Genomic DNA, 22,699 nt, shown 5'->3' with positions numbered 1-22,699 from the left:
CCGAATCGTGTCAGGCACCTACCGGGGCATTCGGCGTGTGGACCGTCACGATCTCTTCCGAATCGTGTCAGGCACCTACCGGGGCATTCGGCGTGTGGACCGTCACGATCTCTTCCGAATCGTGTCAGGCACCTACCGGGGCATTCGGCGTGTGGACCGTCACGATCTCTTCCGAATCGTGTCAGGCACCTACCGGGGCATTCGGCGTGTGGACCGTCACACCCGCCGCCGCCGCCGCCGCCGCCGCCGCCGCCGCCGCCGCCGTTCGGCCGGGCGCGCGCCGGGCCGAACGAGCAGGCCCCCGAGCGCGTTCTGGGACGCGCTCGGGGGCCGGGTGTCCTTGAAACCCGGATGCCCTTGATCTCGTAGATCGTGGGAACTCGGATGCCCTTGATCTCGTAGATCGTGGGAACTCGGATGCCCTTGATCTCGTAGATCGTGGGAACTCGGATGCCCTTGATCTCGTAGATCGTGGGAACTCAGACGTCCTTGATCTCGCAGATCGTGGCGCCCGCGGTGACGGTCTGGCCGACCTGCGCCGCCAGTCCCGTGATGGTGCCCGACTTGTGCGCGGCGAGCGGCTGCTCCATCTTCATCGCCTCCAGCACGACGATCGTGTCACCGGCCGCGACGGTGTCGCCGTCGGCGGCGACGACCTTGACGATCGTGCCCTGCATCGGGCTGACCAGGGAGTCGCCGCTCGCGGCCTTCTTGGCCACCCCGCCGCCGCCCCGGCGAGGCGCCTTCGACGCCGCGTTGCCCGCGCCGGCGTTCCCGACGGCGAACCCCGCGGGGAGCACCACCTCCAGCCGCTTGCCGCCCACCTCGACGGTGATCCGCTCCCGCTCGCCCGGCTCCCCGGCCTCGCCGGGCCCTCCGGCGTACGGCGCGATCGTGTTGTCGAACTCGGTCTCGATCCACCGGGTGTGCACCGAGAACGGCTCGCCGGTGAACGCGGGGTCGGCCACCACGGCCCGGTGGAAGGGCAGCACGGTCGGCATGCCGTCGATCTCGAACTCGGCCAGCGCCCTGCGCGAGCGCTCCAGGGCCTGCGCCCTGGTGGCTCCGGTCACGATCAGCTTGGCGACCAGGGAGTCGAAGGACTGCGGGACGGTCATGCCGGCCTCGTAACCGGCGTCCAGGCGCACCCCGGGACCGGAGGGGGCGCTCATACGCGTGATCGTGCCGGGGGCGGGCAGGAAGCCGCGCCCGGCGTCCTCGGCGTTGATCCGGAACTCGATCGAGTGGCCGCGCAGCACGGGGTCGCCGTAGCCCAGCTTCTCGCCGTCGGCGACGCGGAACATCTCCCGTACCAGGTCGACGCCGGCGACCTCCTCGGTCACCGGGTGCTCGACCTGCAGGCGGGTGTTGACCTCCAGGAAGGAGATCGTGCCGTCCTGGCCCACCAGGAACTCGCAGGTACCGGCCCCGACATAGCCCGCCTCACGCAGGATCGCCTTGGAACTGGTGTAGAGCAGGTCGAGCTGCTCGGGCGTCAGGAAGGGGGCGGGGGCCTCCTCGACCAGCTTCTGGTGGCGGCGTTGCAGCGAGCAGTCGCGGGTGGACACCACGACCACGTTGCCGTGGGCGTCGGCCAGGCACTGGGTCTCCACATGCCGGGGACGGTCCAGGTAGCGCTCGACGAAGCACTCGCCCCTGCCGAACGCGGTGACCGCCTCGCGGACCGCGCTGTCGTACAGCTCGGGGATCTCCTCTGCGTTGCGCGCCACCTTCAGCCCGCGCCCGCCGCCGCCGTAGGCGGCCTTGATCGCGATCGGCAGGCCGTGCTCGGCGGCGAAGGCGACGACCTCGTCGCTCCCGGAGACCGGGTCCTTGGTGCCGGCCACGAGCGGCGCGCCGACCTTCTGCGCGATGTGGCGGGCCTGCACCTTGTCGCCGAGCGCGGTGATCGCGGCCGGCGGCGGGCCGATCCAGGTCAGGCCGGCGTCGATCACGGCCTGGGCGAAGTCGGCGTTCTCGGCCAGGAAGCCGTAGCCGGGGTGCACGGCGTCCGCCCCGGTCTCGGCGGCGACCCGCAGCAGCTTGGTGATGTCGAGGTAGGTTTCCGCGGGGGTCTGGCCACCGAGCGCGTGCGCCTCGTCCGAGACCCGGACATGGAGCGCGTCCAAGTCCTGGTCGGAGTAGACGGCGACGCTGGTCAGCCCGGCGTCCTTGCACGCGCGGGCGATTCGCACCGCGATCTCACCACGGTTGGCGATCAGGACCTTATGCACCGACGTCGTTCCCTTCAGTACGTGCGAGCAGGGGGGCTGGCGGGCCTTTCACGGAGTGTAGGCGGCGCTTGATGGCCGGGGAGAGGTGGGTCCTACCTGCCCAGTTGATGGCCGGGGAGAGGATGGGTCCTACCTGCCTGGGTATGCGCCGCCGTTGACGTGCAGGACCTGCCCGGTCAGGTGGCGTGCCTCGGGAGCGGCGACGAACCTCACGATCCCGGTGCCTCCGCCCGTTACCACAATCTCACCCACTGTCCATAGCTCCTTGAATCATGAAAAATCAAGACAATAAAGAACGTTAGCCTCTCGGTAGGTAGGGGAACGTCCATAGCCGCTCGGTATATCCCGGATACCCCTGTGATCCGTACGCCTATCGTGATTTCGTTTGGTGACCAACCCCCGACATCGATCCGAAGGAGACTGGCATGAGCCAGAACTTGCTCGGCGGCAACCCCGCGGAAATGCAGCAGATGGCCACCCAGTTCACCCAGCAGGCCGACCAGGTCAGAGCCACCGTGGCCGCCCTCGACAGGGAGGCGGCGAAGGTCGGAACCGCCTGGACGGGGCCCGGCGCCCAGCGTTTCAGCGAGGCATGGCAGAACTATCGCGCCGCTTTCCAGCGCATGTCCGAGGAGCTCGGTGAGGCTTCTCGGGTGATCAACACCTATCGCGGCAATATCGAGTCCGCCACGCGATAGGAAACGGCCCGCCGAAATGCCCCGGTGCTTGACAGGCCGGGGCATTTTCATGTGCTGGCGCCTGGGCCGGAGGTCACCCGGCCATCGCAGGTCCGTCAGACTTCCATCTGATGAGCGCCGGTCGGTGGCCGAGCTGCATACCGGTGTGGGGGTCGATCTTGAAGGCGCCGAACAGCGTGGTTGTCTCCAACGACGCGGCAGCCGACCACAAGGCATCGCGTCCCGTGTCGCCGGCCGCCGTCACGCAGTGGGTCGCGATGATCGCGGCGGCCACCGCCTGAACGGCTGGATAGTCGGGGAGCACCCCGGCGCGGTCTTGATAGGCGGCGAGGAAGTCAGGTTCGCCGATGCCCACTTCGGCCGAGTCTCCGGTGCCGGGGAACCATTGGCCGACCCCGTAGATGCCGTGGGGGTCGTCGAGCGCCTGGCCGAACTCGCGGACGCCCGCCGCCACCGCGCACACCGCCCGTGGTGGCGTAGGCAGCGATCTGGCCCGCCTGATCGTCTCGATGTCCTCTTCGAAGGCGCCGGCACAGAGGAGAGCCCAAGCGCCTCCGGCTGTCTGCGGCAGGCCGTCCCCGGGGCCGAGCAGGACCGTATCGATGCCGAGGGAACGCGCGATCACCTCGGCGCCGGCGGCCACCTGCCGGCCGAAACCACCCTTGCCGCGGACGATCCATACGGGGAGCGCCTCGGTGCCGGCCAGATGCCACAGGAACGGCTCTGCGTATCGGCTGGCAGGCGTCAGAACCGAGACGACATGTCCAGGGTGGGCCGCCTCGACATCGTCACCCGACCCGCCGTGATTCCAGATCAGGCGGCCGAGCTCGGCGGCGAGGCGGCCTGCCCTGCGCATCAGCTGGGTCGAGTACGGACCGAGCAGGATGTCGCAGCGATCCGACAGCCCGCGGAGCGATGCCTGGAGGACTGCGGGGTCGCTCTGGTCGTCCCGGATCACCAGGTCCAGCGTGCTGTCTGAGGCGTGCCAGATCTCCAAACCGAGCCGGGCCTGCTTGCCGAAGCGGGCATGCTTGCCGGAGAGGGACAGGCAGGCGCCGATGGTGAGTGTCGCCACCGCATCTTCACCTCGTATCGGAACTCGTGGCTGTCTGCGGCCACGATCGACTCTTGAACCTCCAGTGGCCGATTCTCGGAGTCGTAAACCGTCCGTAGAACTCGGACCACCGGCACGCCCGGCATGAGGTCGAGCTCGGCCGTTCTGGGCATTTTCATGTGATGGCGGCCTGGATGGGGGTCACCGAGCCCAGGGTCACCAGCAGGCCGCGCCCCGGGGGGCCGCCGACCGCGCCGCGGGGCAGCCGGACCGTGAACAGATCGCCGTCGGCGGGGCTCTGCACCGAGAGCAGCAGGCCGGTGCGACCCTTGCGGGCCTCGGCCGCGAAACCTCGGTAGGCGGTGGTCAGGTCGCCCGTGCTACCACCGATGATCATGCCGTGCTCGCCGTCCCTGCCGCTCCGGAGCACCTGTTCGAGCGCGGTGCCCAGCGGGGAGTCGGCGGAGATCAGCTCGGCGTCGTCGACGATCACGACGTAGCGGTCCTGTCCCGCGACGGCCTCGTGCAGGTCGCCGTTCGCGTCCAGCACGGCCAGCACGCCCGGGGTGTCCACCAGCGTGCACAGCGGGCTGCGCCGGGGAGTCACCAGGACCGTGGGGGTGCCCTGGGAGAGCAGCGAGTGGGTGGCGGTCAGCAGTGCCGTGGACCTGCCGGACCTGGGCGGCCCCGCGACGACCGCGCCGGGGCCGTGGGCGAGCAGGTCGACGCCGAGCGGGGCCAGCGAGTCGCCCCCGGCGCCGAACAGCGCCCACAGCGGCGACGGCGGCCGGAAGGAGGGCACCAGATCCAGGACCTGCGCCGCGGTGACGCGCATCGGCAGCGCGTCCACCCGCATCGGCGGGTCGGCGGTGATCTCCGGTGCCGAGCGGGCCAGCGCCTGGAGCGCGGCGACCTGCGCCGGTCCCGAGGGGTCGTCGCAGAGCAGCGCGATCTGGCTCTCGGTCATGCCGTGCTCGCCGGTGGACAGCGCGCGGCCAGGGGCGAGGGTCGTGGGCAGGTCCTTGACGGGCAGCCCGGCCAGGCCGTAGTCGGAAGGGTCGGCCAGCCGCAGGATCAGCCGGTCGTCGAAGACCGTGGAGATCTGCCCGAGCAGCACGGACCTGTCGCCGGTCACCACGGCCCGCAGCCCGACCGCGGGACCCTCCCGCAGCAACTGCATCAGCGAATCGATCAGCCGTCCGTAGTCGTAGCCCTCGAACGCGGCGACGAATCCCTCCCACCGGTCGAGCATCAGGACCAGCCACGGCAGCCGAGGCCCGTCCGTGCCGGCGCGCAACTCGGCCAGCGAGGCGTACCCGGCCTCGGCGAGGAGCTGCTGGCGCCGCCCCACCTCCGCGCGGAGCCGGGCCAGCAGCCGCTCCACCCGGTCGAGCTGGTCGCGTGTCACCACGGCCCCGCAGTGCGGCATCGTCATCAGGGGCAGCAACGAACCCGAGCCGCAGTCGATCGCGTGCAGGTGCACGTCGTCGGGGGAGGTCTGGCCGGCGATCGCCCCCGCGAGCGTGCGCAGCGCCGTGGACCGCCCGCTCCGTGCGGCGCCCGCGACGAGCAGGTGCCCTCCCTGAGCGAGGTCGAGCGCCAGTGCCCGCCGGTCCTGTGCCCAGGGCATGTCGGTGACCCCGAAGGCCAGCGGCGGCACCTCCTCGACCCCCGCCCGGTAGGGCAGGCCGCCGGACGCCGCGGAGAGGCCGGGGACGACCATGAGCTCGGGGAGCGGTTCGAGCCAGGGGCTCGGCTGCTCCGCGACTCCGGCGACGCGGGCCGCCTCGACGAGGGCGTCGGCGAGTATGGACAGGTCGGTGACGTGGCCCCCCTCGACCCCTGCGCGCGCCGGTCTGGGGCGCCCCAGGGCCTGCCACCCGATCTCCGTCACCCGCACCCTGGTCTCGCCGCCCGAGGCGCCGGGGCTCCGGCCGCCGATCCGCGCGGTCTGCACCGCCGTCGCCGCGCCCGCGCCCGACTTCACGTAGCACCGGCCGGGAGCGGACTTGGGAATGTACGAGGCGTCCGGGCGGTCGATGACGTCGGCGGACTCGGTGGCCTCGGTGACCCGCAGTGCGATCCGCAGGGACGTGTTGGCCTGGATGTCGGCGGTCACCACCCCGCCGGGGCGCTGGGTGGCGAGGATGAGGTGGATGCCGAGCGAGCGCCCCCGCCTGGCGATGTCGACCAGTCCGGTCATGAAGTCGGGCAGCTCGCTGACCATGGCCGCGAACTCGTCGATGACCAGCACCAGCCGGGGCAGCGGGGCCGGAGGCTCGGCGCGCCCGCGCAGCGGCCTGACCGGCGCACCGCCCCCGGCGACGAGCAGGTCGCGGGAGGCGCGAGCCGTGCGGGCGTCGCGCAGTTCGTGGTAGTCCTCGATGTCCTTCGCCCCGGCCGCCAGCAGCAGGCGCTCGCGGCGGCGGATCTCGGCGGCCAGGGAGGCCAGTGCCCGCTGGGTCAGGTGACCGTCGAGGTCGCTGACCATGCCCACCGTGTGCGGCAGCCGCACGCACTCCTTGAACGCGGCGCCGCCCTTGTAGTCGATCAGCACGAACGTCATCTCGTCCGGCCTGTTGGCCACCGCCAGCGAGCAGATCAGGGTCTGCAACAGCTCCGACTTGCCCGCGCCGGTGGTGCCCGCGATGAGCGCGTGCGGCCCGTCCCTGCGCAGGTCGACGGAGAACGGCCCCTCGGGGCCCACCCCCACCGCGGCCTCGGTCGACCGGCCCCAGCGCTCGGCCAGGACCGTGCCCGAGACCGAGGGCAGCGCCAGCAGGTCGAGCAGTCGCGCGGAGCCCGGCAGGGCGAGGCCGGCGTCGTCCCGGCTGACGTCGCGGATCGGCGCCAGCGAGCGGGCCAGCCGGTCACACCAGGTGGCCGTCACCTGGTCGGCCAGGATCTCGCCGAGGTCGTCCAGGCCGCCGCCGCGCAGCCGCACGGTGCCGTCGGCCTCCATGGCGGCGACGGTGGCGCACTCCTCGGGCAGCAGCCGCTGGTCGCCGTCCACCGCCAGGGTGTAGACGCCCGCGCGGGGTCCCTGGCGCAGCACCTGGGGCATCCCCGGCAGCGCGCGCAGCACCTGCGCGCCGTCGAGCACCACCAGCACGTCGTAGGGGCGCTCGTCGTAGACGGGGGCGGCGTACGGCTGCTCGGAGCCGCCGCTTCCCAGGTCGCCCCAGCCGGCCGGAACGCGGCCGAGCTTGGCCGCGGGTCCTGCGGCGGCGTCGTCGCCGAGGCGCTCGTCGATCAGCGCGGCCAGCTCGCTCACCCGGTGGGCCGCGGCCTCGGGGTCGGCGCCGATCAGGGCCACGCAGTCCTCGCCGCCGCGCGGGGCGCAGTGCGGCAGCCACCGCACCCAACCCCAGCGTTCCTCGCCGTCGCCGTGCGCGGAGAGCACGACGATCGCCAGGTCGCGTGGGCTGTGCAGGGCGGCGGCCTGGGCGACCAGCCAGCGTGCCAGCCCGGCCGTCGTCTCCCTGGGCCCGGTCAGGCCGGCGACGCCCAGGCGGCGCATGGCCAGCGCCACCGGCACCGCCTGGCAGGTGGGCGGGGCGGGCATCGGGGCGTCGAGGGGCGCGGAGCGCTCGGGGGAGAACTCCAGGTCGGCGGGGAGATCGGCGAGGCCGACCCGCAGCCGCAGCGCGTCGGGGTCGTGATCGCGCCGCTCCCAGAGCCGCCGCCGGGGGCCCGTCACGGTGAGCAGCACCTCGGCGGGGTCGGGCGCGGCGGCGCGGCGGGCGGTCTCGTCGTCGGCGCGGGCGCGCTCCACCGCCGCCTCGAAGACCTTCAGCCGCTCCCGGTACTCCTTGACCTGCTGGCGGTACTGCTTGCGGCCGTGCCGCCGGTCGCTCCACCACTGGCCGATCATGATCAGCGGTGTCATGAGCGCGAACAGCAGGAAGTACCACGTATTGAGTGCCCAGGCCATGCCGATCCCCAGCGCCGCGGGCAGGAACGCGGTCAGCAGTTGCAGCCGCATGGTCTCGGCACGCCTGGGCTCGGCCGGGACCTCGAAACGCCGCGCGCCGCCCGGCGGGCGGAACCTGGGCGGCCGGTTGTAGGCCAGGCCGCCGTCCGGCTGCGCGTCCAGGTGCGCGTCGGGCGGCTCCACCGCCTTGAGGGTCAGCACGGTGCCGCCGCAGCTCAGCAGGGCGTGCTCGGGCCAGGGCAGCGGACCTTCCAGGGGGTCGCGGTCGAGCAGGGCGCCGGCCACCTCCCCCGGTTCCACGGTGATGGCGTCCGGGGTGAGCCGCACCACGGCGGCCAGTGCGGGCAGCCGGGGGTCGGACACGGCCACCGAGCAGGCGGGGTCGGAGCCGATGGTGTGCACGCCCAGGCTGAGTCGGTGCACCGACCCGGCGGCGGGCCCGCCGACCACCCGGATCTCCACGATCCCGCCGGGTTCCTCGGCGAGGGTGGCCATGGCGAGGGAGCGCTCCAGGGTGACCAGGTCGCCGTCGCGGAGCAGGCCGAGCGCGGGGGCGGTGGGGTCGAGGGGACGGCCGTCCAGCCAGAGCGCCGGGGGGTCGGCCCCGGCCGAGTCGCGGCCCAGCCCGTACGGCGCCTTGCTGCGTGTCAGCCGCACCACGTTGCTCGGGCGCTCGCCGCCCTGGCCCGCGAGTGACTCCGCGAGCCGTGCCACTGTGGTCGTCTCGTCGCCCTCGACCACGACATCGCGGTCGGCGTGCTCGCTGAGCACGGTGAGCATGATCCGCATTGACGCTCTCCTCGGGTCAGGCCCCGGATCCACCGTACAGAGTGGAAACGGTCTCCAAGAGGGTGTTCGCGGCAATCTCATGGCTCGCGACCCGGTATGTGGAAAACGTCCCAGCCTGTGGATAACTCCCCGGAAGTGGCGGCTACTTATACCGTTTTATGGGGATATTTGATGATTTATCAGCTCCTGGGGTCGGCCTGCCTGTCGTGCGGGGCTGTGGAAAACCTGTTCGGAGAACCGGGGGGCGGCGGGCCGCGCCCGGATGATGTGGCCATCTTTCCAGGGTTCCACATTGTGAACAGGTCCAGGGCTAAGCGGGGCGCACACCCCCGCGAGCGGCGAAGTGAAGGAGGGGGTGGGGGCCGGAATGAGGTAGGTAGAGGTAGATAGAGGTAGGTAAACGCTGGGACGATTGGTGTAAGAGTTAATTACCGTCCTTATCACCTAGATAAGTGTTCCGTCATCTAGCGAAACCGCCATGTTCTTCTGAAGTGGCGTTGACAGACGTGTTCCTATCAAACGAGCATGGGTTCTGGTTTTTGTCCGGCAGCCCGTCGGCATGGTGCGCATAATGGCGTAAATTCGACCAGTAGTCCCCATACTTATGATCACTCTGGGAGTCCCCCTACCCATGAGGACCAGTGAGAAGCCAACGGGCCGTGTCCCGGTGAACGCCGAGCGCCAGTCGTCGGCGGGCACTCTGTCCGGGCCGGCGTCGCGCAAGCTTCCCGTGCCCCCACGCGAGCGCAAACCAGCTCTCGCCGCCCTCGCCGTCCTCCTCATCCTGGGCGGCGCCCTCGCCACCACCCTGCTCGTCCTGCGCAGCGGCGATCGTGTCTCGGCGATCGCCGTCTCCCAGCAGATCGGCGCCGGCCAGCAGTTCACCGAGGCGATGCTGAAGGAGGTCCAGATCGCCGACACCGGCATCGGCTACGTGGCCTGGTCCCAGCGCGCCCGCGTCGCGGAGAACTTCGCCCGCGTCACCCTCATCCCGGGAACGCTCCTGACCCGCGAGATGGTGGTCTCCTCCAGCAGGGAGCAGGGCCCCGGCAAGGCGCAGGTCGGTCTCGCCCTCAAACCCGGGCAGTCACCGGGCACCCTGGAGCGCGGAGACCGGGTCCAGGTCGTCTATGTGCCGAGCAGGGGTGGCGGCGTGGGCCAGGAGCGGCGGGTGCTGGCGCAGAGCGCCCTGGTCCACCAGATCGGAACGCCCGGCAGGAGCGGCGCGAACGGCCTGGTCACCATCATCGTGGACAGTTCCATCTCACCGGAGGTCGCCGCGTACGCCTCCACCGGTGAGATCGCGCTCGCCGAGTTGCCGGGAGCGCGCTGACGTGGCGCTCATCGTGCTGGCCGCGGACAAGGGCGCGCCCGGCGTGACCACGGCGGCCACCGCGCTCGGCGCCATCTGGCCGCGTCCGGTGCTGCTCGCCGAGTGCGACCCGGCGGGCGGCGATCTCGCCTACCGCCTGCCCGCGGCCGACGGCGGCGTGCTCAACCCGGCCAGAGGCCTGCTCACCCTGGGGGCCACGGCCCGGCGCGGCCTGCACCCCGAACAGATCCACGAGCACACCCAGAAGATCATCGGTGGTCTGGACATACTGGCGGGGCTGACCCACGGCGAGCAGGCGGCCGGGCTGACCTGGCTCTGGGGCCCGCTCGGCCGGGCACTGGCCACGATGCCGGGCGCCGACGTACTGGCCGACTGCGGACGCCTCGGCGGCCACCCGCAGCTGGCCGAACTGACCGCGGAGGCCTCGCTGGTGGTGCTGTTCACCAGGGCGAGCCTGGACCACGTCGCCCACCTGCGAGAACGCCTGCAGATCATGCCTCGCGAGCCGCAGGTGGGCGTGGTCGTGATCGCCGACCCCCGGCAGTACCGCACGACGATCGAGGAGGTCCGCAGGATCGTCGTGGGCACCGGCAGGAACCTCGCCTTCGTGAGCGGGCTCGCCCACGATCCCAAGGGCGCGGAGCTGCTGCGCGGCCAGTGGGGCGGGCGCCTGGACCGCTCCCTGCTGATCCGCACCGCCCGGGAGCTGGGCGGCCGCCTCGCCGCCCAGGTCAGCGCTCCCGCCCAGGTCGGCGCTCCCGAGCCGGTCGTGGGCGTGCCCGTCGAGCCGCCGAGCGGAGCCAGGCCGTGACCATCGACCACACGCTGGTGAAGCGCTTCCGGCAGGACGTCGGAGACAGGCTGGCCCACCAGCGCCGCCTGGACCAGGCCAGCGGCCTGCAGCCGATGACCGGCGAGGACGAGCGCCAGTTCGCCCGCGCGCTGATCGCCCAGATCCTTGAGGAGTTCGCCCGCGGCGAGATCGGCGTCGGCAGGACCCCTCCCACCGCCGAGGAGGAGGAGGCGCTGGCCGCGGGGATCCACGCGGCCCTGTTCGGCGTCGGCCGCCTCCAGCCCCTGCTCGACGACCCCGAGGTCGAGAACATCGACATCAACGGCTGCGACAGGGTGTTCGTCGGCTACGCCGACGGCCAGGAGCTCATGCGCGACCCCGTGGCCGAGTCCGACGATGAGCTGGTCGAGCTGATCCAGATTCTCGCCGCCTACAGCGGCCTGTCCAGCAGGCCGTTCGACACCGCCAACCCCCAGCTCGACCTGCGCCTTCCCGACGGCTCCCGGCTCTCGGCCGTGATGGACGTGACGGTCCGCCCGTCCATCTCCATCCGCCGCTCCCGGCTGGGCAAGGTCTTCATCAGCGACCTGGTGGGAAACGGCAGCCTGACTCCGGAGCTGGGGCGTTTTCTGGCGGCGGCGGTGGCGGCCAGGAAGAACATCATGATTTCCGGTTCGACCAACGCCGGGAAGACGACGCTGCTGCGCGCCCTCGCCAACGAGATTCCGCCTTCCGAGCGGCTCATCACCGTCGAGCGCGCCCTCGAACTCGGCCTCGACCAATTTCCAGAACTACACCCCAACGTGGTCGCCTTCGAGCAGCGGCTCCCCAATTCCGAGGGCCAGGGCGAGATCACCATGGCGGAACTGGTCCGCCGCTCCCTGCGCATGAACCCGTCCAGGGTGATCGTCGGAGAGGTCCTCGGCGATGAGATCGTCACCATGCTCAACGCGATGACCCAGGGCAACGACGGCTCACTGTCGACGATTCACGCCAACTCCTCGATGGAGGTCTTCAACCGCATCGCCACCTACGCGCTCCAGGCCACGGAGCGCCTGCCGATCGAGGCCACCCACATGCTCATCGCGGGTGCGATCGACTTCGTGGTGTTCATCGAGAAGCGCAACGACTACGCGGTGGGAGGCAGGCTGCGGCGTTTCGTGTCGAGCGTGCGCGAGGTGGCCGGGGTGGACGGCAGGGTGCTCTCCTCGGAGGTGTTCGCCACGGCGCCCGACGGCCGGGTCGTGCCGCACGCGCCGCTGTCGTGCCTGGAGGAGCTCGTCCACTTCGGCTACGACCCGGGAGGCTGGACATGACCTCCCTACCTCAGGGCCTGTTCGACCCGCTGGTGCTGCTGGCGGGCATCGCGGTCGGCGCAGGGCTGTTCCTGCTCGTCGTCGCCCTGTACGGGGTGCGCCCCCGCCCGTCGGCCCCCGGCAGGAAGGCGGGCAGGCGCAAGTTCCTCCGCGCCCTGTCCACCCGGACCGCGGTGGGGGCCATAGTCGGGGCGGTCGTGCTCGTGGTGACCGGGTGGCCGGTCATGGCGGTCGGAGCCGTGCTCCTCGCCCTGGCCTGGCGGGGCCTGTCCGGCGGCGCCGCGGAGGAGCGGACCGCGATGCGACGGCTGGAGGCCCTGGCCGCCTGGACCGAGTCGCTCCGCGACACCATCGCCGGAGCGGCCGGACTGGAGCAGGCGATCCCGTCCTCGATCCGGGCGGCGGCCCCCACGCTCCGCCCGCACCTGAGGTCGCTGGTCGACCGCCTGCACACCAGGATGGCGCTGCCCGACGCGCTCAGACGCTTCGCCGACGAGCTCGACGACCCCTCCGCCGACCTGGTCGTGGCCGCCCTCATCCTCAACTCCAAGCTGCGCGGTCCCGGCCTGCGCGACGTGCTCGGCGCGCTGGCCGTCTCGGCCCGCGAGGAGCTCGACATGCGCCGCCGGGTCGAGGCCGAGCGCCGCTCCACCCGGCGGAGCGTGCAGATCGTGGTCGGCACGGCCATCGCCTTCGCCGTCATGCTCGTGGTGTTCAACCCCTCCTATGTCGAGGAGTACGACAACGCGCTCGGCCAGGCCGTGCTCGTGGTGGTCGCCGGGCTCTTCGGCGCCGGGTTCGCCTGGATGCGTCGCCTGGCCCGCTTCGACAAGCCCGCCCGCCTGCTGGGCCTGCCTTCCGGGGGTGAGGTGTCCGATGACTGAGGCACTGCTGGCGGGCTCCGTGCTTGGGATGGGCCTGTTCCTGCTGTTTCGAGCCCTGTTCCCCGCCCGCCCCGGGCTGGTGACGCGGCTGCTGGCGCTCGATGCCGCCCGCGAGGGCACCGACGCGCCTCGCGCCCGGCTCATCCTGCCCGACGAGGAGGTCAGCGCCTTCCGCCGCGGCCTGGGGGAGCGGATGGCCCGTTTCTACGCGGCCAGGGGCTGGGAGGCGCGCTCCGCCAGGGCCGACCTGGCGCTGCTCGGCAGGTCGTTCGAGGGTTTCCTGGCCACCAAGGTGCTGCTGGCGGTCTCCGGGCTGCTGGCCTTCCCGCTGCTGGTCGGCTGGCTGGTGCTGATGGACTGGGGCATCTCCGTCACCGTCCCGCTCTGGGCGGCGCTCGTGGTCGCCGGGGTCTTCTTCGTCTTGCCGGACCTGCAGGTCAAGCGGGACGCCGCGCGGATGCGCCGCGACTTCCGGCATGTCGTCGGCTCCTTCCTGGATCTCGTCGCGATGAACCTGGCGGGCGGGCGAGGGGTGCCCGAGGCGCTGATGATGGCGGTCTCCGTGGGCAGCCCAGGACCCGACGAGGAGGGGGCCAACTGGGCGATGTCCCGCATCCGCCAGGCGCTCGGCAACGCCAGGATCGTCGGCATCACCCCCTGGCAGGCCCTCGGCCAGCTCGGTGACGAGATCAACGTCGACGAGTTGCGCGACCTGTCCGCGGCGCTCGGGCTGGTCGCCGACGACGGTGCCAAGGTCCGTTCCTCCCTCACCGCCCGCGCCGCGACCATGCGCCGCCGCGAGCTGGCCGAGATCGAGGGGCAGGCGGGTGAGCGTTCCCAGTCGATGCTCGTCGCCCAGCTCCTGCTCTGCGCGGGTTTCGTGATTTTCCTGAGTTTTCCGGCCGCTATGAAGATGTTGGGGTCCTGACCATGCTGAGCCATCCGTGGATCACTTACGCGACCGCCGTTCTGAGCGTCCGGATCGAGAAGGCGCGCAACGCCCCTACTCGGGGGGCCTCCGCCGTCGAGTGGGTCATCATCACGGCCATCATCGCCGGGGTGGCGCTCGGCCTCGCCACGCTCATCAAGAGCCTCGTCGAGGGAAAGCAGGCGGAGATCTCCAGCCAGTTCGGCGGCGGGGGCGGCGGGGGCGGCGACCTTGGAGACCCGTGACCGTGAGCGGGGCCGCCCCGGGAACGGGGGGGCCGAGCCCGGCCGGGACGGCGGCCGGAGTGATGAACGCGGCGCCACAGGACGTGATGTCACGGGACGCGGTGCCACGGAACGCGGTGCGCGTTCGGCCACGCGCAGACGAGGCCGGGGCGGTGAGCGCGGCGCCACCGTGATCGAGCTGGCGATCATCATGCCGGTGGTACTGGTCGTCATCCTGCTCATCGTGCAGTCCGCCCTCTGGTTCCACGGGCGCCAGATCGCCGACGCCGCGGCCAGGGAGGGGGCGCGGCTGGCCCGGGTCGACACCGAGTCCTGGCAGCAGGACGCCGAGTCCCGCGCCCAGGAGGTGATCCGGACCGTCGGCCCGAAGCTCCTGGAGGGCGCCACGGTCACCGCCTGGGCGGAGGGCGACCAGCGGGGTGTCGAGGTGACCGCCTCGGCGGTCCAGGTCGTCCCGCTGCTGCCCTCCACCACGTTCACGGTCACCGCGCGCTTTGGCGGTCCCGTCGAGTGCTTCCGGCCCGACGACGGAAGCGAAGGATGCGAGTGAACCCTCGGATTCCCGCGGCCGGGGACGATCGAGGGTCGCTCAGTGCCGAGACGGTGCTGCTGGCCCCGGTCTTCCTGCTGTTCCTGCTGTTCCTGGTCGGCGCGGGAAGGGTGGTGGAGGCTCAGGGCGAGGTCAACGGCGCCGCGAGGGACGCCGCCAGGGCCGCCTCCGTCGAGCGCACGCTGGCCGACGCCGAGGACGCCGCGGCCGAGGTGGCCCGCGCCGCCCTGTCGGGCGAGTGTGAGCCGGAGGTCAGCCTGGCCGGTACGGACTGGCAGGAGGGCGGCCGGGTCCACGCCCAGGTGACCTGCTCCCTGGATCTGGAGTTCCTCGGTTTCGGCGCCGCCAAGGAGATGAAGGGCGACTCGGTGGTCCCGCTGGAACAGTTCCGGAGAGTCGAGTGAACCTCGTGAACCCACCCTCGCGGTGCCGGAGCCTCCCCCGCCCGACGATGGCATGCCCGACGATGGCATGCCCGACGTCCGGGCACTCGCACGCTCCGTGTCGCCTCGCACCCCTGCCCGTGGCGTACCGGACGTCCGGGCGTCCGGCGTGTTCGGGCGCGGGGAGAGGACGCCACGGCGAGCGGGGGTCGATGTCGATCTTCACGGTGATCTTCTCGGTGGTGGTGTTCCTGCTGGCCGGGCTGCTCGTGGACGGCGGGGCCGCCATCAACGCCCGGCTGCGGGCCGCCGACGTCGCCGAGCAGGCAGCCAGGGCCGCCGCGGACCAGATCGACGTCGAGCACCTGCGCGCCACCGGCCAGGCCCGGCTGCTGGGAGAGGGGGAGGTGTGCGCGAAGGCCGAGGAGATCGTCTCCGCCCACGGCTCCGGCGACGTACAGCTCACCCAGTGCGCGCTCGGCGGCGCCCAGGCCGAGGTCACCGTGAACGTCTCCGTCACCTGGAAGGCGTTCTTCCTGGCCGCGTTCGGCTTCCCCGGCTCGGACATGGAGGCCCTGGCCGCGGCGGGGCCGGACACCGGGGCAGACCAATTGCCGTGAATTGCCGGCCCACCGGTTGACCGACGACGAATCTGGACGAGGAGGGAGACGAATGCCCACGCGACAGCCCGTGCGTATCAAGGACAGGCGCACACCGGGAGACCTGCTGGCGGGCCTCGGTGCGCTGATCGTCCTGGTCGCGCTCATCGCGGGGGTCCCCTACGCCCTGTTCCGGCTGGCCGGGCCGCCGCTCCCGGCCGAGCTGCGCGACCTCGACCTGCTGACCAGCCAGGTGGGCACGAGCACGATCGTCGCGATCCTCGTGCTGCTGGTCTGGCTCGCCTGGCTGCAGGTGGTGGTCTGCGTGCTGGTCGAGATCTACGCCGGGCTGCGCCGGGTCGGGATGCCGGCGCGGGTGCCGTTCTCCGGGGGCACCCAGATGTTCGCCAACCGGCTGGTCTCGGCGGCCATGTTGTTGTTCACCGTCTCGGCGGTGGCCCTGCCGATCGCGAAGCTGACCAGCCTGCCGCCCGCGACCTCCGCCATCGTCTCGACCGGGATGTCCACGGCGTCGGCCCCGACCGCCGCCGAGCGGGCGGAGCTGGAGCCGGTGCAGAAGGCCAAGAAGGTCTACGTGGTGCAGCCGCCGCACGGCCGCCACCACGAGAGCCTGTGGGAGATCGCGGAGAAGTGCCTCGGTGACGGACGGCGGTATCCGGAGATCTACCGGCTCAACCAGCACAGGGAGCAGCCGGACGGCAGCCGTCTGCGGATGGCCGACCTGATCAGGCCCGGCTGGGTCCTGGACATGCCGGACGACGCGCGCAACGTGCACATCGTCCCGGCGTCCCAGCCGCGCGACGACACCCTCAAGGACCACCCAGGCAAGCCCGCCGAGCTGGACGGCCGTACTCAGGCCCTCACCCCGGGCGACGCGGACCTTCCGGCGGAGCCCGCACCCGAGATCTCCACCCCCGGCGAGAGGTCGGACGCGGACCGGGCCCGGGAGACCGGCCGGGGACAGCAGGGGCGCCACGATGCGGCCCAGCACCGTCCTGACACCGCCGCCGAGCGCGGCACCCACGACCCACGCCAGGTGCCCGCCCCCAGCCCGGCCGCCGAGCGCGGCCCGGACACGGCGGCCACCAACGCGCCGGGCACCGGCGGGGCCAGGGCCGAGCGGCAGGACCCCGGCGCGGCGGACCCGGGAGCGGCGGTGGCGGGGCCCGCGGAGAACGGGCAGAACACGGGGCAGAACACCGGCCTGGAGATGCTCGACTACCTGGCCGGGGCCTCGCTGGCCGCGGCGGGGCTGCTGGTGGCGCTCGGCCGCAGGCGCAGACGGCAGCTCTGGCACCGGGCGTTCGGGCGTCGGATCACCCGGCCAAGGGACGACGCCGCCCAGGCCGAGCTGGCGCTCAGGCTCGGCGCGGACGCCCCCGGCAGCCGGATGCTCGACGTCGGGCTCCGGCTGCTGGGCAGGTCCCTGGCCGCCCAGAACCGCGTCCCGCCCACGGTCTACGCGGCCCACCTGTCGGCGCAGACCCTCGACCTGTGGATCCACCCGCCGGACCCCGACGCGCCCGCGCCCTGGGCCGCCCACGACGGAGGCCAGGTCTGGCGGCTTCCCGCGCACGAGGGCCGGATGCTCGACGAGCAGGCGCTCGCCGACGCGCCCGCGCCGTACCCGGGGCTGGTCTCGCTCGGCTCCAGCGGTGAGGGCCGGGTGCTCGTCGACCTGGAGGCCGCCCACGGTCCGATCAGCATCGGGGGCACGCAGGCCACCGCCGCTCTGGCGGCGCTCGCCGTGGAGCTGGCGACCAACCGCTGGTCGGACCGGATGCGCGTCACGCTGGTCGGCTTCGGCGAGGAGCTGACCGTGATCGCCTCCGATCGGATCAGGTATGTGGGCAGCCTGGCGGAGATCCTGCCCGAGCTGGAGGCATCGGGAGGAGGCCGCGGTCACGGAGGCGAGGTGCTCACCGGCAGGATCCACGGACGCGCCGCCGACCCGGTCTGCACCCCGCACTACCTGCTGTCCGCGATCGCCCCCACCGAGGAGGAGGGCCGCCGTCTGGCGCTGCTCGCCAGGAAGGGCGTCAGGACCGCCGCCGGATACGTCATCGCGGGCGACGTCCCGCACGCCACCTGGAACTGGACGATCACCGAGGAGGGCCGCGCCGAGGTGGACGCGCTCGGGTTCGACGTGGCCGCGCAGCTGCTGCCCCGGCGGCAGTACCGGGCGCTGATCGAGCTGTTCCTGGCGGCCGAGCGGCTGGAGGGCGAGCCGCTCGCCGACGAGCCGGAACCGGTCACCCAGACGCCCTCGGTCGAGGTGCGGATCCTCGGCCCCGCCGAGGTCGCCGGCCCCTCGCCGATGGAGGAGGGGCGGGCGGTGATCGCCGTCGAGCTCGTCGTCTACCTGGCGACGCACCCCGGCGGCGTCCACCCCGTGGTGCTCGGCGGCATCCTCTGGCCGCGTGGTGTGCAGGCGGTCGTCAGGGACGCCACGATCGCCAGGGTCGTCGCGTGGCTGGGCACCGACAGCCAGGGCCGGCCCAACCTCTGCACCGACGAGTCGGGGCGGCTGCGGCTCGGCCCCGAGGTGCGCACCGACTGGATGCTCTTCCGCGACCTCGTCCGGCAGTCGCACGCCAACCCCGGCGGCCGTGCCGCGCTGCTCGATCGGGCACTGGGCCTGGTACGGGGGCCGCTGCTGAACGGCCGCCCGCGGGGCCGCTACGCCTGGCTGGCGGCCGACGACCTGGAGTACAACGTGACCGCGGGCGTCGCGGACGCCGCGCACCGGCTCTGCGAGGTGCGGCTGGCCCGCGGCGAGACCGACCAGGCGGTGGCGGCGGTACGGGCCGGGCTGCTGCTGGCCGCCGACGACGAGGGGCTCTGGCGCGACCTGCTGCGGGCCACGCATCTCACCGACGACCCCGTCCGCCTGCGTGCGGTGGCCGACGCCCTGCACCGGCGGGCCGCCTCCCACCCCTACGGCGGCGGGATGGCGCCGGAGACCGAGGCCCTCATCGACGAGCTGCTGCCCTCGTGGCGGATGCGCTCGGCCCCGACGGCATGACGGGCCCGGCGGGCCCGGTCCGCGAGCCGGGGGTCACGCGGGGGCGCGGCGGGGCCGGTGCCGTGCCGGAGGGGCACCACGGGGGTGGTGGCGTGGCGGTCCGCGGTGGGAGCAGTGGCGTGGTGGGCCGCAGGGTGAGGGGCGAGGCCAGGAGGGGAGTCATGCCGAATCGTGCATATCGGTGGTTTCGGCGGGCGGGTGCTCCTAGCGTGATCGGTGTGCGTGTTGTGATCGCGCTGGTCGTGCTCCTGTCGGCGGCCTGTGCCCCGTCGGAGGCTGAGCAGTTCACCCCCTCCGACCTTCCCGTCGAGACCTCCTCGCCGGCGCCCACGCAGACGGCGCCAAGGGCGGAGACCGTCCAGGTCGCTCCGGGGGTGCGGGTGGTGGTCGAGTGGCCGGCCACGGCCGACAGGGACGCCATCGGGATGATCAACACCTTCCGCGACTACCGGGCCGGATCGTTCCGTGCGGTCGTCACCGGTGGCCAGGACACCGCGTATCACGCGACGGTCCAGGAGGGGGCGAGCACGGACGCGTACCTGTGGGTGAAGGAGTTCCTGAACCAGCGCCGCTCGGTGCGCGGGACCTCCCGGCTGTACGCGTTGAATATCGTCTCGGTCACCGGCAGGGGGGCCGAGCTGAACGCGTGCGTGGACGAGACCGGGATGCGGCTGCTGGACACGGAGACCGGAAAGGCGGTCCGCCGGCAACCCGACTGGACCAGGCACCCCTTCCTCCAGATCGCCGGGCTCCGGCGGGGTGACGACGGGATCTGGCGGATCAAGTTGCTCCAGCATGCCGAACCTCTCAGTGAGGCCTCGAAGGGATGTCTTCGATGATCATGAACATGGTGGTCGCCGGGCTGCTGCTGCTGAATCCGAATCCGAATCCGAATCCGAACACCGCCGGCGGTGGCGGTGGGGTCTCCAGCGTCGAGGCCCGGGGCAGCCAGAGCGGGAGGAAAGCGGAGATCAGCCTGAAGAACTCCCAGATCATCATCAGCGGGAACGGCCGCGGGGGGAGGAGCGACGGCTATCGGCTCAAGCGTCCCTGCTGGTACGAACCCAGCCAGAACGCCGAGGAGATGCTGGACTTCCAGCAGCGGTCGACCCGGGTGGACCCGGACGCGCCACAGTCCCGGCAGGAGACCCTCAAGCCGTTCGTGGAGAAGCTCGGCGAGGAGGGACGCTGGTGGACGGTCGCCCACGACTCGTCCGATCCCAACGGGGTGAGCTGCCAGATGGCGCTGGACACCTACGTGTTCGTGCCGCCCGGCACGACCCCGCCCGCCGGGATCACCATGGCCGAGCTGGTCGACATCGCCCGCGCCGCGCTGACCGTGCCCGAGCCGAAGATCGAGCTCAACCCGGACGCCAAGAGTTACGTCAACCTGCCGACCTGGGTCTGGCTGAGCGGTATCGGCGAGACCACCAGGTCGGTGACGGCGACGCTGCCCGGGATCATGAGCGCCACCGTGACCGCCACCCTTGAGGACATCCAGATCGACGCGGGCACCACCGCCGACCGGGCGGAGGTCAAGGAGGAGTGCGGCCCCGGCGGCAAGCCGTACGCGAAGGGCGCCGCGTTCACCTGCGGCGTGCGCTACCTGCGGGCCTCGATCGACCAGCCGCGTGACGCCTACGTGCTGACGGTCACCTCGGTCTGGCCCATCGAGATCGAGGACGACGTGGTCCCCTTCGCCTACGATCCGATCGAGGTCGGGGTCACCCGAGACGTCCCGGTGGGCGAGGTGCAGAGTACGGTCAGGAAGACCGGCTAGGGCGGTGACCGCCCATGTTCACCCGGTCCGACCACCCGCACCATCCGGGCCGGCCTCGACGCCAACGTGCGGTGACCGCCGATGTTCGCCTGGTTCGACGGCAGGAGGCCGTCGGAGACGGCCCCGGCAGGGATTCCCGGGAAGCCGGTGAGGACTCCCGGTCGGCGCCTGGCCGGACACCTCCGCCCGCGCTACTCGCCGGCGATCGCCTTCTCGTGGGTGAGCAGCCACCGCTTGACCGGCGTGCCGTAGTAGTAGCCGCCGAACCCGCCGGTGGCCGGCAGGACGCGGTGGCAGGGGACGAACGGCGCGATCAGGTTCTGCGCGCACGCGCTCCCGGCCGCCCTGGCCGCCGTCCTCGGCAGGCCCGCCCGCTCGGCGAGCTCGGCGTAGCCGATCGTGATGCCCGGCGGGACCTCACGCAGGGCGGTGAGCAGCCGCTGCCGCGTGGGCGTGCCCGGCTGTTCCAGTGCCACGGAGTCGAGGGCTTTCAGGTCGCCGTCCAGGTAGTCGCGTACGGCCCGCGCCGGGTGGCCCAGGTCGTCGGTCAGGGCCAGGCCCTCCGACCGGAGGCCGGGGGAGAGCCGCGCGAACATCTCGTCCGGGGCGTCGGTGAAGCCCGCCGCGACCAGGACGCCCTCGCGGGCGAGCAGTGCCAGCGGACCGGTCGGGGTGGTGAGTACCTGTGCCTCTATCATTCCGAACTCCAAAGGTGCAGTGCGGCGTACGCCCGCCATGGACGCCACCGCTCGATGTGCTCTTCCGGGATGCCCAGGCAGGCCATGGCCCGCCGCAGGCCGAGGTCTCCGCCCGGCCAGGCGTCCGGGTCACGCAGCGCCCGCAACGCGATGTAGCCCGAGGTCCACGGCCCGATCCCGGGAACCTCAAGCAGCCCGGCCACCGCCTGGGCGGGCTCCTGCGCCCCGTCCAGGTCGATCTCGCCGTCCGCCACCCTGGCGGCGAGTGCCTTCAGCGTGGCCACCCGCCGCCCGGTCAGGCCCAGCCCGCCCAGATCCGCCTCGTGGAGCTGCGCCGCGGTCGGGAACAGGTGGGCCGGCCCCTCGTCGCCGCCTGTTTCGAGATGCGGGCGGCCGGCTCGGGCGGCGACGCGTCCGAGGATGGTGCGGGCGCCCGCGACGGAGATCTGCTGGCCGATCACGGCGCGGACGGCCATTTCGAAGCCGTCCCACGCGCCGGGCACCCGCAGCCCGGGGCGGGCGGCGACGAGCGGTTCCAGCGAGGTCTCCCCGAGGGCGGCGGAGATGGCCTGGGGGTCCGCGTCGAGGTCGAGGAGGCGGCGGCAGCGGGCGACGATCCTGGCCAGGCGGCCGGTGTCGTCGACGCGCACGTCCAGCCGGACGTGGTCCACCTCGGGGGTGAGGGTGACCGTGCCGCCGGGGACGGCGCGGCTGTAGGACGTGCCGTCCGCGTGTTCCAGGCCGGGGATCGCCCGCGCGGCCAGGAACCGCATCAGGGTCGCGGCGTCGTACGGCTCCCTGTGGTGCAACCGCAGGGTCAGTGCGTCGCCCGGGACACCGGCCCTGTGCCGCGTGGTCGCCCGCAGCTCGCCCGGGGTGAAGCCGTAGGTGTCCTTCATGGTCGCGTTGAACTGCCGGACGCTGCCGAAACCCGACGCGAACGCCACGTCGACGATCGGCAGTCCGGTCTCCGTCAGCAGTTGCTTGGCCAGCAGCAGGCGCTTGGTCCTGGCCACGGCCAGCGGCCCCACGCCGATCTCCGTGGTGAACAGCCGGTGCAGATGCCGCCCGGTGATGTGCAGCCGCGCGGCCAGCCGGGCCATCCCGCCGTCGTCCGCCACGCCCTCGTCGATCAGCCGGAGGGCCCTGCCGACCAGGTCGCCCCGGTGGTCCCAGCCGGGATCGCCGGGGCTCAGCTCGGGCCGGCACCGCTTGCACGGCCGGAACCCGGCCGCCTCGGCGGAGGCCGCGTGGCGATAGAACCGCACGTTGCGGCTGGAAGGGGTGCGTGCCGGGCAGATCGGCCGGCAGTAGATGTGGGTGGAGGTGACCGCCGTGTAGAACCGCCCGTCGAACCGGGCGTCCCTGGCGGCCACCGCGCGGTAACAGGCATCGAAGTCGAGCTCTCTCACGGACATGCTGACGACGCTACTCG

19 protein-coding genes are annotated in these 22,699 nt (G+C 72.3%); 13 read left to right on the top strand and 6 right to left on the bottom strand.

Annotated elements, in window-relative coordinates:
- Positions 1–479: 479 nt before the first annotated feature.
- Complete coding sequence (locus OIE13_RS25150; RefSeq protein ID WP_326635914.1) at positions 480–2,234, bottom strand: acetyl/propionyl/methylcrotonyl-CoA carboxylase subunit alpha; 1,755 nt, start codon at positions 2,232–2,234, stop codon at positions 480–482.
- Positions 2,235–2,363: 129 nt separating this feature from the next.
- Positions 2,364–2,486 (bottom strand): hypothetical protein, encoded by a 123-nt coding sequence (locus tag OIE13_RS25145; protein ID WP_326635916.1) that lies wholly within the window; start codon positions 2,484–2,486, stop codon positions 2,364–2,366.
- Between the two features lie 173 nt (positions 2,487–2,659).
- Here OIE13_RS25145 and OIE13_RS25140 point away from each other — a divergent pair, with 173 nt between their 5' ends.
- Positions 2,660–2,932 carry a WXG100 family type VII secretion target gene (locus OIE13_RS25140; RefSeq protein WP_030907662.1) on the top strand — a complete coding sequence of 91 codons (273 nt, stop codon included), beginning with the start codon at positions 2,660–2,662 and terminating at the stop codon, positions 2,930–2,932.
- Positions 2,933–3,005: 73 nt separating this feature from the next.
- On the opposite strand, the gene OIE13_RS25135 is transcribed toward OIE13_RS25140, so the two are convergent.
- Together OIE13_RS25135 and OIE13_RS25130 are read right to left on the bottom strand one after the other, a co-directional pair.
- The gene (locus OIE13_RS25135; protein WP_326635921.1) at positions 3,006–4,007 is read right to left on the bottom strand and encodes an ABC transporter substrate-binding protein; all 1,002 of its coding nucleotides are present in this window, start codon (positions 4,005–4,007) and stop codon (positions 3,006–3,008) included.
- 154 nt (positions 4,008–4,161) lie between these two features.
- Entirely contained in the window at positions 4,162–8,709 is a 4,548-nt protein-coding gene (locus OIE13_RS25130; protein ID WP_326635923.1) for an FtsK/SpoIIIE domain-containing protein, read from the bottom strand.
- 631 nt (positions 8,710–9,340) lie between these two features.
- Here OIE13_RS25130 and OIE13_RS25125 point away from each other — a divergent pair.
- The 12 genes from OIE13_RS25125 (at position 9,341) to OIE13_RS25070 (ending at position 20,566) form a co-directional block, all read left to right on the top strand.
- A complete protein-coding gene (locus OIE13_RS25125; RefSeq protein ID WP_326635925.1) occupies positions 9,341–10,042 on the top strand; it encodes a hypothetical protein in 702 nt (233 codons plus the stop codon).
- 1 nt (position 10,043) lies between these two features.
- On the top strand, positions 10,044–10,853 hold the full coding sequence (locus OIE13_RS25120; protein ID WP_326635927.1) for a hypothetical protein: 810 nt from the start codon (positions 10,044–10,046) through the stop codon (positions 10,851–10,853).
- Positions 10,850–12,151, top strand: a complete 1,302-nt coding sequence (locus OIE13_RS25115; protein ID WP_326635929.1) for a CpaF family protein — start codon at positions 10,850–10,852, stop codon at positions 12,149–12,151. The genes OIE13_RS25120 and OIE13_RS25115 overlap by 4 nt, the downstream gene beginning before the upstream one ends.
- On the top strand, positions 12,148–13,035 hold the full coding sequence (locus OIE13_RS25110) for a type II secretion system F family protein (protein WP_326635931.1): 888 nt from the start codon (positions 12,148–12,150) through the stop codon (positions 13,033–13,035). Before OIE13_RS25115 ends, OIE13_RS25110 begins: the two co-directional genes overlap by 4 nt.
- Positions 13,028–13,963 (top strand): type II secretion system F family protein, encoded by a 936-nt coding sequence (locus OIE13_RS25105; protein WP_326635932.1) that lies wholly within the window; start codon positions 13,028–13,030, stop codon positions 13,961–13,963. The genes OIE13_RS25110 and OIE13_RS25105 overlap by 8 nt, the downstream gene beginning before the upstream one ends.
- A gap of 2 nt (positions 13,964–13,965) precedes the next feature.
- The gene (locus OIE13_RS25100) at positions 13,966–14,208 is read left to right on the top strand and encodes a hypothetical protein (RefSeq protein WP_326635933.1); all 243 of its coding nucleotides are present in this window, start codon (positions 13,966–13,968) and stop codon (positions 14,206–14,208) included.
- Between the two features lie 169 nt (positions 14,209–14,377).
- Entirely contained in the window at positions 14,378–14,758 is a 381-nt protein-coding gene (locus tag OIE13_RS25095) for a TadE family protein (protein ID WP_326635935.1), read from the top strand.
- Positions 14,755–15,162: a TadE/TadG family type IV pilus assembly protein gene (locus OIE13_RS25090; protein WP_326635936.1), complete on the top strand. Its 408-nt coding sequence runs from the start codon at positions 14,755–14,757 to the stop codon at positions 15,160–15,162. The genes OIE13_RS25095 and OIE13_RS25090 overlap by 4 nt, the downstream gene beginning before the upstream one ends.
- A 191-nt stretch (positions 15,163–15,353) precedes the next feature.
- On the top strand, positions 15,354–15,761 hold the full coding sequence (locus OIE13_RS25085; RefSeq protein WP_326635937.1) for a pilus assembly protein TadG-related protein: 408 nt from the start codon (positions 15,354–15,356) through the stop codon (positions 15,759–15,761).
- Between the two features lie 52 nt (positions 15,762–15,813).
- Positions 15,814–18,786, top strand: a complete 2,973-nt coding sequence (locus OIE13_RS25080; protein ID WP_326828826.1) for a hypothetical protein — start codon at positions 15,814–15,816, stop codon at positions 18,784–18,786.
- A gap of 218 nt (positions 18,787–19,004) precedes the next feature.
- Positions 19,005–19,625, top strand: a complete 621-nt coding sequence (locus OIE13_RS25075; RefSeq protein ID WP_326635940.1) for a hypothetical protein — start codon at positions 19,005–19,007, stop codon at positions 19,623–19,625.
- Positions 19,622–20,566, top strand: coding sequence for a hypothetical protein (locus tag OIE13_RS25070; protein ID WP_326828825.1), 945 nt, complete (start codon positions 19,622–19,624; stop codon positions 20,564–20,566). The genes OIE13_RS25075 and OIE13_RS25070 overlap by 4 nt, the downstream gene beginning before the upstream one ends.
- Before the next feature lie 191 nt (positions 20,567–20,757).
- On the opposite strand, the gene OIE13_RS25065 is transcribed toward OIE13_RS25070, so the two are convergent.
- Positions 20,758–21,264: a methylated-DNA--[protein]-cysteine S-methyltransferase gene (locus OIE13_RS25065; protein WP_326635943.1), complete on the bottom strand. Its 507-nt coding sequence runs from the start codon at positions 21,262–21,264 to the stop codon at positions 20,758–20,760.
- Positions 21,261–22,682 (bottom strand): AlkA N-terminal domain-containing protein, encoded by a 1,422-nt coding sequence (locus OIE13_RS25060; protein ID WP_326635945.1) that lies wholly within the window; start codon positions 22,680–22,682, stop codon positions 21,261–21,263. Before OIE13_RS25060 ends, OIE13_RS25065 begins: the two co-directional genes overlap by 4 nt.
- Between the last annotated feature and the right edge of the window lie 17 nt (positions 22,683–22,699).

The organism is Streptosporangium sp. NBC_01810 (assembly GCF_035917355.1).
Lineage (GTDB): Bacteria > Actinomycetota > Actinomycetes > Streptosporangiales > Streptosporangiaceae > Streptosporangium.
Note: the sequence above shows the minus strand (reverse complement) of the source record. Positions and strands in the feature narration are given on the sequence as shown.

Bases quoted from the DNA above. Each gene is read 5' to 3' on its own strand.
- OIE13_RS25140 (WP_030907662.1), top strand. From the start codon at position 2,660: ATGAGCCAGAACTTGCTCGGCGGCAACCCCGCGGAAATGCAGCAGATG.
- OIE13_RS25130 (WP_326635923.1), bottom strand. From the start codon at position 8,709: ATGCGGATCATGCTCACCGTGCTCAGCGAGCACGCCGACCGCGATGTC.
- OIE13_RS25125 (WP_326635925.1), top strand. From the start codon at position 9,341: ATGAGGACCAGTGAGAAGCCAACGGGCCGTGTCCCGGTGAACGCCGAG.
- OIE13_RS25110 (WP_326635931.1), top strand. From the start codon at position 12,148: ATGACCTCCCTACCTCAGGGCCTGTTCGACCCGCTGGTGCTGCTGGCG.
- OIE13_RS25105 (WP_326635932.1), top strand. From the start codon at position 13,028: ATGACTGAGGCACTGCTGGCGGGCTCCGTGCTTGGGATGGGCCTGTTC.
- OIE13_RS25100 (WP_326635933.1), top strand. From the start codon at position 13,966: ATGCTGAGCCATCCGTGGATCACTTACGCGACCGCCGTTCTGAGCGTC.
- OIE13_RS25085 (WP_326635937.1), top strand. From the start codon at position 15,354: ATGTCGATCTTCACGGTGATCTTCTCGGTGGTGGTGTTCCTGCTGGCC.
- OIE13_RS25080 (WP_326828826.1), top strand. From the start codon at position 15,814: ATGCCCACGCGACAGCCCGTGCGTATCAAGGACAGGCGCACACCGGGA.
- OIE13_RS25070 (WP_326828825.1), top strand. From the start codon at position 19,622: ATGATCATGAACATGGTGGTCGCCGGGCTGCTGCTGCTGAATCCGAAT.
- OIE13_RS25065 (WP_326635943.1), bottom strand. From the start codon at position 21,264: ATGATAGAGGCACAGGTACTCACCACCCCGACCGGTCCGCTGGCACTG.
- OIE13_RS25060 (WP_326635945.1), bottom strand. From the start codon at position 22,682: ATGTCCGTGAGAGAGCTCGACTTCGATGCCTGTTACCGCGCGGTGGCC.